This is a genomic window from Micromonospora sp. H61 (assembly GCF_018070325.1).
Lineage (GTDB): Bacteria > Actinomycetota > Actinomycetes > Mycobacteriales > Micromonosporaceae > Micromonospora > Micromonospora salmantinae.
The window spans coordinates 1-13,418 of sequence record NZ_JAGPXY010000075.1 but is presented as its reverse complement, the minus strand read 5'-3'; the positions used below and the strand labels follow the sequence as shown (position 1 = coordinate 13,418).

The following is a 13,418-nucleotide window of genomic DNA, read 5'->3' as shown; positions in this document are numbered from 1 at the left end:
GAGGAGTGCGGCGCAGCGGAGCCCCGCAGCCGCGAATGAAAGGCAGCTCTGATGGGTGCCGCGTTGCCGACGTTGTTGCTGATCCTGGCCGGGGTGCTGGTTGGCGGCACCTGGTCGCTCTACCGGCAGGGCGCGCCGAAGGCCGCCGTGCTGATCACCGCGGCGCTCGCGGTGCTCGCCACCGCCGCCGGGGTGCTGCGGCTGCTGCCGGAGAACGGGTGATCGGGGTGACGACATGAGTGACGTGGTGGTGCTCGACTACGGCTCGGGCAACCTGCGCTCGGCGGAGCGGGCGCTGGCCGCCGCCGGAGCGGACGTCCGGGTGACCGACGACCTGGCCGCGGCGGCTGCCGCCGATGGTCTGGTGGTGCCGGGTGTGGGCGCGTACGCGGCGTGCATGGCGGGGATCGAGGCGCTGGGCGCGGGCCCGGTGATCGCCGAACGGGTGGCAGCCGGACGGCCGGTGCTCGGCATCTGCGTGGGCATGCAGGTGCTTTTCGAGCACGGTGACGAGCACGGAGTGGTGACCAAGGGGCTGGGGCTGCTGCCCGGCGGGGTGACCCGGCTGGCCGCCACCCGGTTGCCGCACATGGGCTGGAACACGGTCCGCGCTCCGCGGGAGTCGGTGCTGTTCGCCGGGTTGGCGGAGCAGAGCCGGTTCTACTTCGTCCACTCGTACGCGATGGGCGACCCGGCGGCGCTGGCCGCTGCCGGTGCCACGGTGACCACCGCCCACCACGACTCGGATTTCGTCGCGGCTGTGGAGCGGGGCTCGTTGTCGGCGGCCCAGTTCCACCCGGAGAAGTCCGCCGACACCGGTGCCGCGCTGCTGCGCAACTGGCTCGCCACGTTGCCCAGCGGTGACTGAGCGCCGTCGCGCGGTGCCCGAGCGGCGGGCGTCGCGGTGAGCCGGGAGCGTGCCCGTCGGCGGGCGGAGCGGGAGGCGGAGCAGGCCCGGGAACGGGCGGTCCGGCAGCGCCAGGTCGCCCGGCGGCAACGCCGTCGCGCTGTGGTCCGCAACTTGACGCCGCGGCTGCGGCGGGGTCGCTCCGGGCGGCTGGCCCGGCACACTCGGGGCGAGCGGGCCGCGATCGTGCTGCTCACCGGCGCGGCGTTGCTCCTGATCTGGACGTTCGTCGACAACCTGGCGTTGCGTATCGCGCTGATCGTGCTCTTGCTGCTCGTACTGCCGGCGATCGTGGTGATCGCCCTGGACCGTCGTACCTGATCGAGGAGAAGACCTTGAGCCTCACCCTGTTACCCGCCGTGGATGTCGCTGACGGCCGGGCCGTCCGGCTCGTGCAGGGCGCCGTTGGAAGCGAGAGCATCTACGGCGACCCGTTGGACGCGGCGCTGGCCTGGCAGCAGGACGGCGCGGAGTGGATCCACCTGGTCGACCTGGACGCGGCGTTCGGTCGGGGCACCAACGCGCACCTGCTCGCGGAGGTGGTGCGGCAGTTGGACGTGAAGGTGGAGCTCTCCGGGGGCATCCGGGACGACGAGTCGCTGCGTGCGGCGCTGGGCACCGGCGCGGCCCGGGTGAACATCGGGACCGCCGCCCTGGAGGACCCGGTCTGGTGTGACCGGGTGGTCGCGGAGTACGGCGACCGGGTGGCCATCGGGCTGGACGTACGGGGTCACACCCTGTCGGCGCGGGGTTGGACCCGTGACGGTGGTGACCTGTACGAGGTGCTGGAGCGGCTGGACAAGGCGGGCGCGAGTCGGTACGTGGTCACCGACATCACCAAGGACGGCACGATGCGCGGGCCGAACCTGGATCTGCTGCGCGAGGTGTGTGCCCGTACGGACCGGCCGGTGATCGCCTCGGGTGGGGTGTCCACCCTGGACGACCTGCGGGCGTTGGCGACCCTGGAGTCGGCCGGGGTGGAGGGCGTGATCGCCGGCAAGGCGCTCTACGCGGGTGCCTTCACGGTGGCCGAGGCGCTGCGGACGCTGGCTGAGGCGTGACGACGACCCGGCTGGGGTCGGGCGGCCCGTGGGAGCAGCGCTACGGGTACTCCCGGGTGGTCCGGGCCGGTGAGCGGGCCTGGACGGCTGGTTGCACGGCGACTGTGGACGGCCGGGTGGTGCACGTCGGTGACGCGGCAGCGCAGACCGCGCAGGCGCTGCGGATCGGGTTGGCCGCGCTCGCCGAGGTGGGTGCGGAGCCGGGCGATGTGGTCCGGACCAGGATGTACGTGACGGACCGGCTGCACGCCGACGAGGTGGGCCGGGCGCACAACGCGGTGTTCGGCGCGGTCCGGCCGGCGGCCACCCTGGTGGTGGTGGCCGGTCTGTTGGACCCGGAGCACCTGGTCGAGGTGGAGTTGGAGGCGTACCTCGGCGATCGCTGAGGTCCCCGCCCGGGCGGCCTGCCGGGCCGCCCCGTGGCCAGATAAATTGTGCACAACTTAATTGTGGGCTACGGTTCAGCGGTGACCGATGACCTGGTGCTGCGCCGGCAGGTGTGCTTCGCGCTCTACGCCGCGTCGCGCGCACTGACCGACGTCTACCGGCCGATCCTCGACGAGGTCGGGTTGACCTACCCGCAGTACCTGGCGCTGCTGGTGCTCTGGGAGCGTCCCGACGACGCCCCCACGGTGTCCGAGTTGGGCACCGAGCTGCGGCTGGACTCCGGCACGCTCTCCCCGCTGCTCAAGCGGCTGGAGGGGGCGGGCCTGGTGGTGCGGCGGCGCTCGGCCCGCGACGAGCGGCGGGTCGAGGTGGGCCTCACCGAACAGGGCCGGGCGCTGCGCGAGCGGGTCTGCGACGTCCCGCTGCGGATCGCGCAGGCCACCGGGCTGGGCTTCGACGAACTCGTCGCGCTGCGCGACACCCTCACCCGGGTCACCGACACCATCCACCGACAGAAGGAGCAGTGACCACCATGCAGGTTGTCTACACCGCGTCCGCGACCGCCACCGGCGACGGCCGGGACGGCCACGTCGAGACCTCCGACGGCACGTTCGCACTCGACCTGGCCGTGCCGAAGGAGATGGGCGGCGCCGGTGGCGCGGCCAACCCCGAGCAGCTCTTCGCCGCCGGTTACGCGGCCTGCTTCCACAGCGCCCTGCGGCTGGTGGCCCGCCGGGCCAAGGCCGACGTGACCGGTTCCGTGGTCGGCGCCGAGGTGGGCATCGGCCCGAACGGCAGCGGCGGCTTCGGGCTCACCGTGCAGCTCGTCGTCGACCTGCCCGCCGCGCCCCGCGAGGTCGCCGAGCAGATCGTCGAGCAGGCCCACCAGGTCTGCCCGTACTCCAACGCCACCCGTGGCAACGTCGACGTCACCCTGACCGTCCGCGAGACCCTGTCCGCGTGACCTCGCGGCCCCAGGCCCCCATCCGCGGACGAGAGGACGACCACCCCGTGACCAGCAACCGCGAGATCCACCTGGCCAGCCGCCCTCAGGGCTGGCCCACCGAAGACACCTTCCGGCTCGTCGAGACCGAGGTTCCGACGCCCGGACCGGGCCAGATCGTGGTCCGCAACCAGTACATGTCCGTCGACCCGTACATGCGCGGACGGATGAACGACGTCAAGTCGTACGTGCCGCCGTTCGCGCTCGACGCGCCGCTCGACGGTGCCGCGATCGGCGAGGTGGTGGCCAGCGAGGCGGTGGACATCGCCGTCGGGACCACAGTCCTGCACGGGCTGGGCTGGCGGGAGTACGCGCTGCTCGACGCCGCCGCGGCCCGCCCCGTCGACCCGAGCATCGCCCCGGTCAGCGCGTACCTGAGCGTGCTCGGCATGACCGGGTTGACCGCGTACGCCGGTCTGCTGGAGGTGGCCGCGATGAAGCCCGGCGAGACGGTCTTCGTCTCCGCCGCGGCCGGCGCGGTGGGCAGCCTGGTCGGCCAGATCGCCAAGCTCAAGGGCGCCGGCCGGGTGATCGGCAGTGCCGGCTCGCCGGCCAAGGTCGAGCGGCTGCGGGCGCTGGGCTTCGACGCCGCATTCGACTACCACGACGGGGTCCGTGAGTCGCTGCGGGCGGCCGCCCCGGACGGCGTCGACGTCTACTTCGACAACGTCGGCGGTGACCACCTGGAGGCCGCGATCTCGGCCATGAACCTGCACGGCCGGGCCGCCATCTGCGGCATGATCGCGCAGTACAACGCCACCGAGCCGCCGGCCGCCCCGCGCAACCTGGCGCTGGTCATCGGCAAGCGGCTCACCCTGCGCGGCTTCCTGGTCAACGACCACAACGACGTGCGGGCGGCGTTCGTGCGCGACGTCTCGGGCTGGCTGCGCGACGGCACACTGTCCTACGACGAGACGATCGTGGACGGCATCGAGAACGCCCCGGCCGCGTTCCTCGGCCTGCTGCGCGGCGACAACCTCGGCAAGATGCTCGTCAAGGTGTGACGCAGACCTCTCTCACGGCGGTCGACCCGCTCGGGTCGACCGCCGTGCCGGGTGCGGAGGATAGGCTCGCGGCATGACGGTGGCGGTACGGGTGATCCCCTGTCTGGACGTGGACGCCGGGCGGGTGGTCAAGGGGGTCAACTTCCTCGACCTGCGTGACGCCGGCGACCCGGTGGAGCTGGCCGCCGCGTACGACCGGGCCGGCGCTGACGAGTTGACCTTCCTCGACGTCACGGCGTCCTCCAGCGACCGGGGCACCATGCTCGACGTGGTGCGCCGCACCGCCGAGTCGGTGTTCATCCCGCTGACCGTCGGCGGCGGGGTCCGGCAGGTCGCCGACGTGGACACGCTGCTGCGCGCCGGTGCGGACAAGGTCGGCGTGAACACCGCCGCCATAGCCCGTCCGGAGCTGATCGCCGAGATCGCCGACCGGTTCGGCCGGCAGGTGCTCGTGCTCTCCCTCGACGTGCGCCGGGCCCCGACCGACATCACCCCCAGCGGGTTCGAGGTCACCACCCACGGGGGTCGGCGCGGCACCGGCATCGACGCCGTGTGGTGGGCGCACCGAGGGGCCGAGCTGGGCGCCGGGGAGATCCTGCTCAACTCGATGGACGCCGACGGCACCAAGGCGGGCTTCGACCTGGAACTGATCGCCGCGGTGCGCGCGGTGGTGGACGTGCCGGTGGTGGCCAGTGGGGGCGCCGGCGAGGTGGCCCACTTCCCGCCAGCGATCGGCGCCGGCGCGGACGCGGTGCTCGCCGCCAGCGTCTTCCACTTCGGCGAGCTGACCGTCGCCGAGGTCAAGGACGCGCTGCGCCTCGGCGGCCATCCGGTGCGCTGAGCAGCTCAGCGCTCGCCGGAGTGCCCCTCCGGTGACCGACGCGGGGTGGGAATCGAACGGACCGCGTACTCCTGAACGGCAGCCGCGTGGTCGGCTTCGTCCAGGATCCAGTCCGCCCTGCCGGGCGCGTGCCGGCGGGTCAACACACCCTGCACGGTGTCCACCATGGTCGCCACACCCGCGCGCGGCCGGGTACGCCACAGCTGCTCACCCTCGGCGGTGATCCGGAACCAGCCGTCGGCGACGCTGATCAGCCCGGCGCCGACCAGCCGCTGGACCGCGGCCTCCACCTCGTGTCGCTGCGGGATCGCGTGGTTGAGGTGGTCGGCGGTGGAGAGCACGTCGGTCAGGCGGACGCCCTCCGGCCGCCGGCTTGTCGCCGACCGACGGTGCCGTCCGGCCCCGCTCGCGATGACGAGCGACACGAAGATCCAGGCGTCGTTCCAGCGCCAACCGTTCTCCCCCATGCAGAGATGATGACGGCGCGCGTCGCGGAAGGGAACACCCACCCACGAACCGGTGCCCGGCACCACCACCACGTACCGGTTCGCGGACGGTCGGTGAGGGTTCAGCCGGCCGGGGTGACCGGCGCGGGGTTGCCCGGCGGGGGCGCGGCGCTGTCCGGCGCGGTGTCCTCCGGCACGGCGAACAGCGGGATGAAGAACTGGGCCAACGGGCCGATGGCCAGCGCGTACGCGACGGTTCCCACGCCGACAGTGCCGCCGAGCAGCGCGCCCAGCGCCAGCACGGTGACCTCGATGACGGTGCGCACCAGTCGGATCGACCGGCCGGGCCGGCGGGCCACGTACCCGGTCATCAGGCCGTCGCGGGGGCCGGGCCCCAGCCGGGCACCGAGGTAGAGAGCGGTGGCCGCGCCGTTGGCGACGATCCCGCTGATCAGCATCGCGATCCGGACGCTGAACGGGCCACCCGCGGGCAGCAGGGCCAATGTGGCGTCCACGACCAGGCCGATCACCACGACGTTGCTGACAGTGCCGAGGCCGGGCCGCTGCCGCAGCGGGATCCAGAGCAGCAGGACCAGTGCGCCGACGGCGATGGTGACTGTGCCGAAGGAGAGCCCGGTCAGCTCGGAGAGCCCCTGGTGGAACACGTCCCACGGGTCGAGGCCCAGGTCGGAGCGGATCATCAGGGCCATGCTGACGCCGTAGAGCGTGAGCCCGAGGTAGAGCTGGACCAACCGTCGAACCGGCCGGTGCCGCAGATTGCCAAGCAGTGCCATGCATGCCACCCTAGGTGCCAATCCTCGTCGAGGAGGAAGCCAATATTCGAGGAGTGGCTATGACAGGGCAGGTGCGCGGCGTCCAATTGGCCCGTCTGCTCGGGCAGTGGCATGCCCTGCCGGGCCGCCGCCGCAGCCCCGACTACGCCGCGCTGGCCGGCTCGGTACGCGGGCTGCTCGCCGACGGCCGGCTGCCGCTGGGCGTCCGCCTCCCGGCCGAACGGGAGCTGGCCGAGGCGCTGCGGATCAGCCGGACCACTGTCACCGCCGCCTACCGGCAGCTACGCGAGAGCGGGCACCTGGCCAGCCGGCGGGGCGCCGGTAGCTGGACGATGCTGCCCGGCAACCACCGGGTGGCCAGCACCGGCCTGTGGACCCCGCTGGACGACCGGGAGATGCTCGACCTCGGCGTCGCCGCGCTGGCCGCCCCGCCGCAGCTGCTGTCGGCCGCGCGGGCCGCCGCCGAGGACCTGCCCCGCTACCTGAGCGGGGCCGGTTACCACCCGACCGGCATCATCGAGCTGCGCGAGGCGGTGGCCAACGCGTACACCGCCCGGGGTCTGCCCACCTCGGCCGACCAGATCATGGTCACCAGCGGCACCCAGCACGCACTGGATCTGGTGCTGCGGCTCGCCCTCGCCCCGGGCGGCACCGTGCTGGTCGAGTCCCCGACCTACCCCAACGCCCTCGCCGCGCTGGCCGGCCGGCGGGCCCGGATCAGCACCCACGGGCTGGCCTCCGACGCCGGCTGGGAGCCCGACCTGCTGCTCGGCAGTCTCCGACAGACCCGACCCAAGCTGGCCTACCTGATTCCGGAGTTCCAGAACCCGACGGGGCACCTGATGCCCGCCTCGCTGCGCGAGCGGGTGGTGGCCGCCGCGCACGCGGTCGGCACCGATCTGATCATCGACGAGTCCTTCGTGGACCTGTCGATGGACGGCACCGAGGTGCCACCCCCGGTCGCCACCTACGACCGGCACAGCCGGGTGGTCAGCATCGGCGGGATGAGCAAGCCCTACTGGGGTGGCCTGCGGATCGGCTGGGTGCGCGCGTCCGCGCCGCAGGTGCAGCGGCTGGCCGCCGTGCGGGTAGGGGTCGACATGGCCAGCCCGGTGCTCGACCAACTGGTAGCGGTGCACCTGCTCGCCGACGCCGAAGCCATCGTCGCCGACCGCCGCGTCCAGTTGGCCGTCCAACGGGACGCCCTGCTCGGCGCGCTGGCGCACCAACTGCCGGAGTGGCGGGTCACAGTGCCACGGGGTGGCGTGACGCTCTGGGCCGAGTTGGACGGCCCGGTCTCGAGCGCGCTGGCCCGGGCCGCGGAGGAGGTCGGCGTACGGCTGGCCCCCGGCCCCCGGTTCGGCCTGGACGGCACTCTGGAGCGTTTCCTGCGGCTGCCCTTCACCCTGCCCGCGGCGGACCTCGTGGAGGCCGTCGGGCGGATCGCGGCGATCCGCTACGACCTGGACCGCGCCGGCCGTCAGCGGTGGCGCGAGCCGGCCGTCATCGCCTGAGCCGGCGCCGAAGCAACCATCGGCATCGTCGCGGATCCGCCGGCACCACCGGCGCGACAATGACGGGAATGTGCCATTTGCGCTAGCCCGGCTGCCACACTCTCCTGGTGGGCCAGGGTGGCGGTACTCGTGGGGTCCGCCGGAGTGCGCCGGGCTCGCGGGCGACCCCGCTGGAACTCTTCTACGACCTGGTCTTCGTCTTCGCGTTCCTGCACGTCACCACGGCCACCGCCGGCAATCCGACCGCCCGTGGCCTGGTCCGGTGCCTGGTGCTGCTGGCCCTGCTCTGGTGGTGCTGGTCGGGGTTCGCCGTGCTGGGCAATCTGATCCGTACCGACCAGGGGATCGTCCCGGCGGTCGGCTTCGTCACCATCGCCGCCGCCTTCGTGCTGGCGCTGAGTCTGCCGAAGGCGTTCGTCGACCGCCCCGGTGGAGTGTTCGGTCCGCTGGTCTTCGCGACCTGTTACTTCCTGGTCCGGGTGAGCGAGAGTGTGATCTTCCTGTGGATCGGCCGCCGCAACCGCGACGTGCGTCGACGCTGGCAGCTGCTCGCCCTGCCGGCGTTCGTGGCCACGGGCCTCATCGTGGTCGCCGGGCTGCTGCCACAGCGGCTCTTCGACGGAACAGCCGAGTCGGTGGCCCGCCTGCTGTGCTGGCTCGCGGCCATTGGCGTGGAGTACGGGGCCGGACTGGCGCTGCGGGGCACCGGGTGGACTGTGCTCTCCGCCGGGCACTGGGCGGAGCGGCACGGTCAGATCGTCCTGGTCGCCCTCGGCGAGGCGATCATCGCGCTCGGGTTCAGCCCCAACGCGACCGCGGGTCTGCCGCTGACCTGGCCGGTGCTGTTCGCGGCGGTGCTCGGCATCGCGGTGGCCGCCGCGATGTGGTGGGCGTACTTCGACACCCTGGCGCTCGGCATGGAACAGACCCTGCACCGCACCCGCGACCCGGGCGCGCGCGCCGTCCTGGCCCGCAACGCCTACAGCTACCTGCACCTGCCGGTCATCGCCGGCGTCATCCTGTTCGCGCTCGGGCTCAAGGAGCTGATCCACGAAGGCGCCGATCCCAGCACACCGACCTGGGGCGTTCCGCTGCCGAGCTTCGACCTGCTGGCGCTCCACGGTGGGGTCGCGCTCTACCTGCTCGCGCTCATCGTGCTCGGCCGGTTGATGCTCGGCGTCCCCCGCTGGCCCACCATCGGCGGGATCCTGCTGCTGATTGCGCTGGTGCCGGTTGCCGGGTCGCTACCCGAGCTGATCGCGTTGGGCATGTTGGCCCTGGCCACGACGCTGGCCGTGGCCGGGCAGACGGTCGTCGACTCGCGGCGTCGGGCCGGGGTCCGGCAGATGGCGCTCGAGGAGCAGCTCGCCGCGGAAGAGGAACACACGAGGTGGCGGGGTCACCACCTGTGAGGGCCCCGTGCCGGCTTCCTCGCCGGCACGGGACCCTCGGCGGGCTCAGAGTTCGGCGAGGGTGCCGGCGTACATCTTGTCGATCTCGGCGGAGAAGTTGCTCTCCACCCCACGCCGCTTGATCTTCAACGACGGGGTGATCTCGCCGTCCTCGATCGTCAGGTCGCGAGGCAGGATGGCCACCTTCTTGATCGTCTCCCAGCGGTTGAGCTTGGCGTTGAGCTGGGCGACGTACTCCTCGACCATCGTCTGGGCCTCAGCCGACGCGACGATCTCGGTGTAGCTGCGTCCTTCGAGCGGGCCGCCGGCGACCCAGCCCCGGATGGCGTCCGGGTCCAGAGTGACCAGCATCGTGCAGAAGTTGCGGGCCTGACCGACGACGACCGCCTGCGAGGTGTACGGGCAGATGGCCTTGAACATGCCCTCGATGTGCGACGGCGCGATGTACTTGCCGCCCGAGGTCTTGACCAGGTCCTTCTTGCGGTCGGTGATGCGGAGGTAGCCCTGCTCGTCCAGGGTGCCGATATCACCGGTACGGAAGAAGCCGTCCTCGGTGAACGAGGCGGCGGTCTCCTCCGGCAGATTGTGGTAACCGCGCATCACCGGCCGACCCCGCACCAGGATCTCCCCGTCGGTGTCGATCTTGCACTCCAGGTCGCCCATCGCCCGGCCCACCGTGCCGATCCGCAGCCCGGCCGGGGGGTTGACGAAGTTGCCGGCGCTGGTCTCGGTCAGGCCGTAGCCCTCGGAGATCGGCAGGTTCGCGGCGGCGAAGAAGGTGGCGATCTCCGGGCTGAGCGGCGCGGCGCCGGACACCAGCACCCGCATCCGGCCGCCCAGGCGGGCCTGGAGCTTGCTGAACACCAGCTTCTCGGCCAGCCCATAGCGCAGCTTCAGCCCGGCCGGCACCGGCTTGCCGGCCTGCTCCAGGGTGACCTTCTCCTTGCCGACGCCGACGGCCCAGCCGAAGATCTTCGCCTTCGCGCCGCCGGCGCCCTGCGCGGTGGTCACGGCCTTGTTGTAGACCTTCTCGAACACCCGGGGAGCGCCGCACATCAGCGTCGGACGGATGACCGAGAGAAGGTCGACCAGCTTGTCCACCCGCCCGTCGACGTAGGTGGGCAGGCCGACGTGGATGGCGCCGCAGAGCAGGGTCTTGCCGAACGAGTGGGCCAGCGGCAGCCACAGGTACTGAAGGTCGTCGTCGCGCAGCAGCCCGACGTCGGCCTGCGCCACTGCCTCCCAGCACCAGCCGCCGTGCAGCAGCTCGACGCCCTTGGGCTGGCCGGTGGTGCCGGAGGTGTAGATCAGGGTGGCCAGGTGGTCCGGGCCGATGCCGGCCACCAGCATGTCGATCAGCTCCGGCTCGGCGGCCAGCGCCTGGGTGCCGCGCTCCTCCAGGTCGGTGAGCGTCAACTGCGCGATCGCGGCGTTCGGGTCGACGGCGCCGTCCAGGAGCACCACGTGGGTGAGCGCGGGCAGGGACGCCCCCGCGATCTTCGCGGCCTGGGCCGGGTTCTCCGCGAACAGCACCTTCGACCCGGAGTCGGCGATGATGTACGTCGCGTCGGCCGGCTCGGTGGTCGGGTAGACGGTGGTGGTCGCGCCGCCGGCGCACATGATGCCGAGGTCGGCGATCACCCATTCCAGCCGGGTGTTGGCGAGGATCGCCACCGGGTCCTCCTGGCCGACGCCCAGGCCGTGCAGGCCGGCGGCGACCGCCTTGGCGCGCTGGCCGACCTGCGCCCAGGTCAGCCAGACGGGCCCCGAGTCGTCGGGGTTCGGGGACGCGAACGCGAACCGGTCGGGGGTGGCCGCCACGCGCTTGAGGAACATGTCCGGGATGGAGCGGTACGGTACATCGAGAGCCATCGCTGTAGCCGCCTTCGGGGGTGGTGGCGTGACGGTTGTCACGTCATGATGGTTACCGAAGAGTATTGCCTGTTGCCGTGCATCGGCTAGCCCTGGTGATCGTCCGGCCGGCCCATCCCATCAACCGGTACGGCCGATCAGGCGTACCGGGCAGCCACCACTGACCAGTCGTAGGTGGCCCGGACCCAGTTGCGCCGGGCGGCCAGGGCGTCGCGGATCCCGTCGTCGCCGGCGGCGCGCAGCGCCTCCTCCGCGTCCAGGTACGTCGCCAACCCCTGGTTGAACCGGTGTGCCGCACTCCGGAGCGCTGTCACCTCGTCCGCCTCGCTGTCCTGGGCGAGCACCGTGACGAGGTTGTGCGCGTCCGGGTCGCCCTGGCTCTCCTTGCCGTAGGAGAAGAGGTCGTTGCACCAGCAGACCAGGTCCACCGCCAGCAGGTCCAGGGCGACCAGCCCCGGGTTGGCGCGCTGGGTTGGCCCGGAGGGCCGCGTCGACGCCAGGTCGGTCAGGGTGAGGCAGGGGTGCACGCCGCCGATGTGCCGGCGTAGCTGCACGTACTCCGCCACCTCGGGTACGCGCCGACGTTCCCGGTTGCCCGCCTCCCAGAGCAGCGCCAACAGGTACTCGCGCATCTGGCTGACGAACCGCAGCAGCAGTCCGGCGTGATCGTGCAGTCGGGTCCGGCGGCAGAGGTCGTGCAGCGCGTCACCCAGCGGCCCGACGGCGGGCGGTACGACGTACGGGTCACCGCACCGGTCCAACACGTCGAGCAGGGTGCTGACCGCCGGGCCCAGTCGGACCGGGTCGGCGCCGAGGCCGTCCTCGTCGCAGGCGTCATCCATCACGAAGAGCCAGCTGATCAGGTCGGTGAGCAGCCGCAGGCCCTCGACCGAGCCGTCCGGGCAGGCGCGACCGGCCAGTCCGGCGGCGTCGGCCCGTTCCAGGCGGTGCACGCGTTGGCTGGAATCGACCAGCCCGAACGTGCGCGCCCAATCGATGCTCTCACTCGCCACCTGGTCCGTGGCCCCGTGACGGCCCGTGGGAAACGGGGGTTCCCGCAGCGCCGAAATCGCGAAGTCCCGCACAATGTGCCCCCACTCCGTGCCGCTCGGCGCGGAGCGGCGCGGTGAAGCGTACGGGAGGAGGTATCAGCGTGTTTCGCTGGGTGTGGGAAATTCCACAGTCGTTCGGTGACCGTTTACGTACAGGTAGTCACATGCCCAGGTTGGCGGCGCGTAGCCGCTGAGCCGCTTCCGCCGAGCCGTTCAGTTGGACCCGGGCCACCCGTTGCCGGCCGGAGAAGAACAGCACCAGCTCGGCCGGGGCGCCGACCAGGCGCAGTGGTTCACCACCGCGACCCAGGGAGACCTCACCGTGGCCGGGCGCCTGCACGTAGAGGTCCGCCAGGAAGCGGCGTAGCGCCAGCCGAGCCATCGGGGCCGCGCGTTTCCAGAGCGCGCTCTGCAGGCCGGCCGGCAGATCGCGTGGCTGCCACCCGGAGCTTGCCCGCCGGACGTCCTCGTGATGGATGAAGAACTCCATCGTGTTGGCCAGCTCGTCGGTCAGCGGGTTGCTGACCGGGCTCCACACCGGCGGTCGGCGTACCTGGGCCACCAGCTCGGGGTAGGGCCGCGCGGCGAGTCGCCGACGGACCCGCTCGGAATAGGCGCGCAGCGGCGACAGCACGATCCCACCCGCCGCGTCCGGACGACGCTCCCGCAGCACCAGATGCGCGGCGAGGTCGCGGGTCGCCCAGCCCTCGTTGATGGTCGGGGCGTCCGGCCCGAGGGCCAGGAGAAGATCGGCCAGCGCCTCGCGCTCGGCTCGGGCGTACCGCGGCATGGCCCGATCGTAGGCCGGGCGGCCCGTCGGCGCGCGACAGCGGACGCCGGTCGGCGCCTGCGGCACGCCGCCGTCCGGTACGTGATGGTCGACATATCCGGTCAGGGTCGGCGGCACTGGCCCCGACCGGTAAGGATGAGGGAGATAATTGCGGCTTACGGCGGGGGAGAGCGTGGCGAGCAAGACAAGTCGGGACGTTCTCAGTCGAGGGCTGGGGGTCCTGCGGCAGGCGATCCGTGAGCAACCGCGGATCTTCTCGGTGGCGGTCGTCGGCAGCGTGCTCTTCGGCGGGATGATCATTGTCAGCGCCCGGGTCGTCGGGTCGGTCATCGGTG

16 protein-coding genes are annotated in these 13,418 nt (G+C 72.1%); 11 read left to right on the top strand and 5 right to left on the bottom strand.

Going from position 1 to position 13,418, the window contains the following annotated elements; translation table 11 throughout:
- Positions 1–51: 51 nt before the first annotated feature.
- The 9 genes from KBX08_RS27300 to hisF all read left to right on the top strand — a co-directional run bounded on the left by KBX08_RS27300 (position 52) and on the right by hisF (position 5,203).
- Positions 52–222: a hypothetical protein gene (locus KBX08_RS27300; RefSeq protein WP_210786196.1), complete on the top strand. Its 171-nt coding sequence runs from the start codon at positions 52–54 to the stop codon at positions 220–222.
- A 13-nt stretch (positions 223–235) separates the two neighbouring features.
- Positions 236–868: an imidazole glycerol phosphate synthase subunit HisH gene (hisH, locus tag KBX08_RS27295; RefSeq protein ID WP_210786195.1), complete on the top strand. Its 633-nt coding sequence runs from the start codon at positions 236–238 to the stop codon at positions 866–868.
- A gap of 36 nt (positions 869–904) precedes the next feature.
- Complete coding sequence (locus tag KBX08_RS27290) at positions 905–1,228, top strand: hypothetical protein (RefSeq protein ID WP_210786194.1); 324 nt, start codon at positions 905–907, stop codon at positions 1,226–1,228.
- Positions 1,229–1,242: 14 nt separating this feature from the next.
- On the top strand, positions 1,243–1,968 hold the full coding sequence (priA, locus tag KBX08_RS27285) for a bifunctional 1-(5-phosphoribosyl)-5-((5-phosphoribosylamino)methylideneamino)imidazole-4-carboxamide isomerase/phosphoribosylanthranilate isomerase PriA (protein WP_091407754.1): 726 nt from the start codon (positions 1,243–1,245) through the stop codon (positions 1,966–1,968).
- Positions 1,965–2,354 carry a RidA family protein gene (locus KBX08_RS27280; RefSeq protein ID WP_112582733.1) on the top strand — a complete coding sequence of 130 codons (390 nt, stop codon included), beginning with the start codon at positions 1,965–1,967 and terminating at the stop codon, positions 2,352–2,354. The genes priA and KBX08_RS27280 overlap by 4 nt, the downstream gene beginning before the upstream one ends.
- A gap of 81 nt (positions 2,355–2,435) precedes the next feature.
- Entirely contained in the window at positions 2,436–2,882 is a 447-nt protein-coding gene (locus KBX08_RS27275; RefSeq protein ID WP_112582826.1) for a MarR family winged helix-turn-helix transcriptional regulator, read from the top strand.
- A gap of 5 nt (positions 2,883–2,887) precedes the next feature.
- Positions 2,888–3,319, top strand: a complete 432-nt coding sequence (locus KBX08_RS27270) for an organic hydroperoxide resistance protein (RefSeq protein WP_112668570.1) — start codon at positions 2,888–2,890, stop codon at positions 3,317–3,319.
- Between the two features lie 47 nt (positions 3,320–3,366).
- Positions 3,367–4,362: an NADP-dependent oxidoreductase gene (locus KBX08_RS27265; RefSeq protein WP_210786193.1), complete on the top strand. Its 996-nt coding sequence runs from the start codon at positions 3,367–3,369 to the stop codon at positions 4,360–4,362.
- 73 nt (positions 4,363–4,435) lie between these two features.
- A complete protein-coding gene (hisF, locus tag KBX08_RS27260) occupies positions 4,436–5,203 on the top strand; it encodes an imidazole glycerol phosphate synthase subunit HisF (RefSeq protein WP_210786192.1) in 768 nt (255 codons plus the stop codon).
- A gap of 5 nt (positions 5,204–5,208) precedes the next feature.
- Here hisF and KBX08_RS27255 read toward each other — a convergent pair whose 3' ends face one another.
- Together KBX08_RS27255 and KBX08_RS27250 are read right to left on the bottom strand one after the other, a co-directional pair.
- A complete protein-coding gene (locus KBX08_RS27255; protein ID WP_210786191.1) occupies positions 5,209–5,670 on the bottom strand; it encodes a hypothetical protein in 462 nt (153 codons plus the stop codon).
- A 101-nt stretch (positions 5,671–5,771) separates the two neighbouring features.
- Positions 5,772–6,443 (bottom strand): YitT family protein, encoded by a 672-nt coding sequence (locus KBX08_RS27250; RefSeq protein WP_238690642.1) that lies wholly within the window; start codon positions 6,441–6,443, stop codon positions 5,772–5,774.
- A 59-nt stretch (positions 6,444–6,502) separates the two neighbouring features.
- Between KBX08_RS27250 and KBX08_RS27245 the strand changes: the two genes are divergently transcribed.
- A complete protein-coding gene (locus tag KBX08_RS27245) occupies positions 6,503–7,957 on the top strand; it encodes a PLP-dependent aminotransferase family protein (protein ID WP_210786190.1) in 1,455 nt (484 codons plus the stop codon).
- Between the two features lie 107 nt (positions 7,958–8,064).
- Entirely contained in the window at positions 8,065–9,369 is a 1,305-nt protein-coding gene (locus KBX08_RS27240; RefSeq protein WP_238690644.1) for a low temperature requirement protein A, read from the top strand.
- Between the two features lie 45 nt (positions 9,370–9,414).
- Here KBX08_RS27240 and KBX08_RS27235 read toward each other — a convergent pair whose 3' ends face one another.
- From KBX08_RS27235 to KBX08_RS27225, 3 genes are all read right to left on the bottom strand, one after another.
- Positions 9,415–11,241, bottom strand: coding sequence for a long-chain fatty acid--CoA ligase (locus tag KBX08_RS27235; RefSeq protein WP_210786189.1), 1,827 nt, complete (start codon positions 11,239–11,241; stop codon positions 9,415–9,417).
- 137 nt (positions 11,242–11,378) lie between these two features.
- Positions 11,379–12,254: a terpene synthase gene (locus KBX08_RS27230; RefSeq protein ID WP_307850663.1), complete on the bottom strand. Its 876-nt coding sequence runs from the start codon at positions 12,252–12,254 to the stop codon at positions 11,379–11,381.
- A gap of 199 nt (positions 12,255–12,453) precedes the next feature.
- Complete coding sequence (locus KBX08_RS27225) at positions 12,454–13,083, bottom strand: TIGR03085 family metal-binding protein (RefSeq protein ID WP_210786187.1); 630 nt, start codon at positions 13,081–13,083, stop codon at positions 12,454–12,456.
- Between the last annotated feature and the right edge of the window lie 335 nt (positions 13,084–13,418).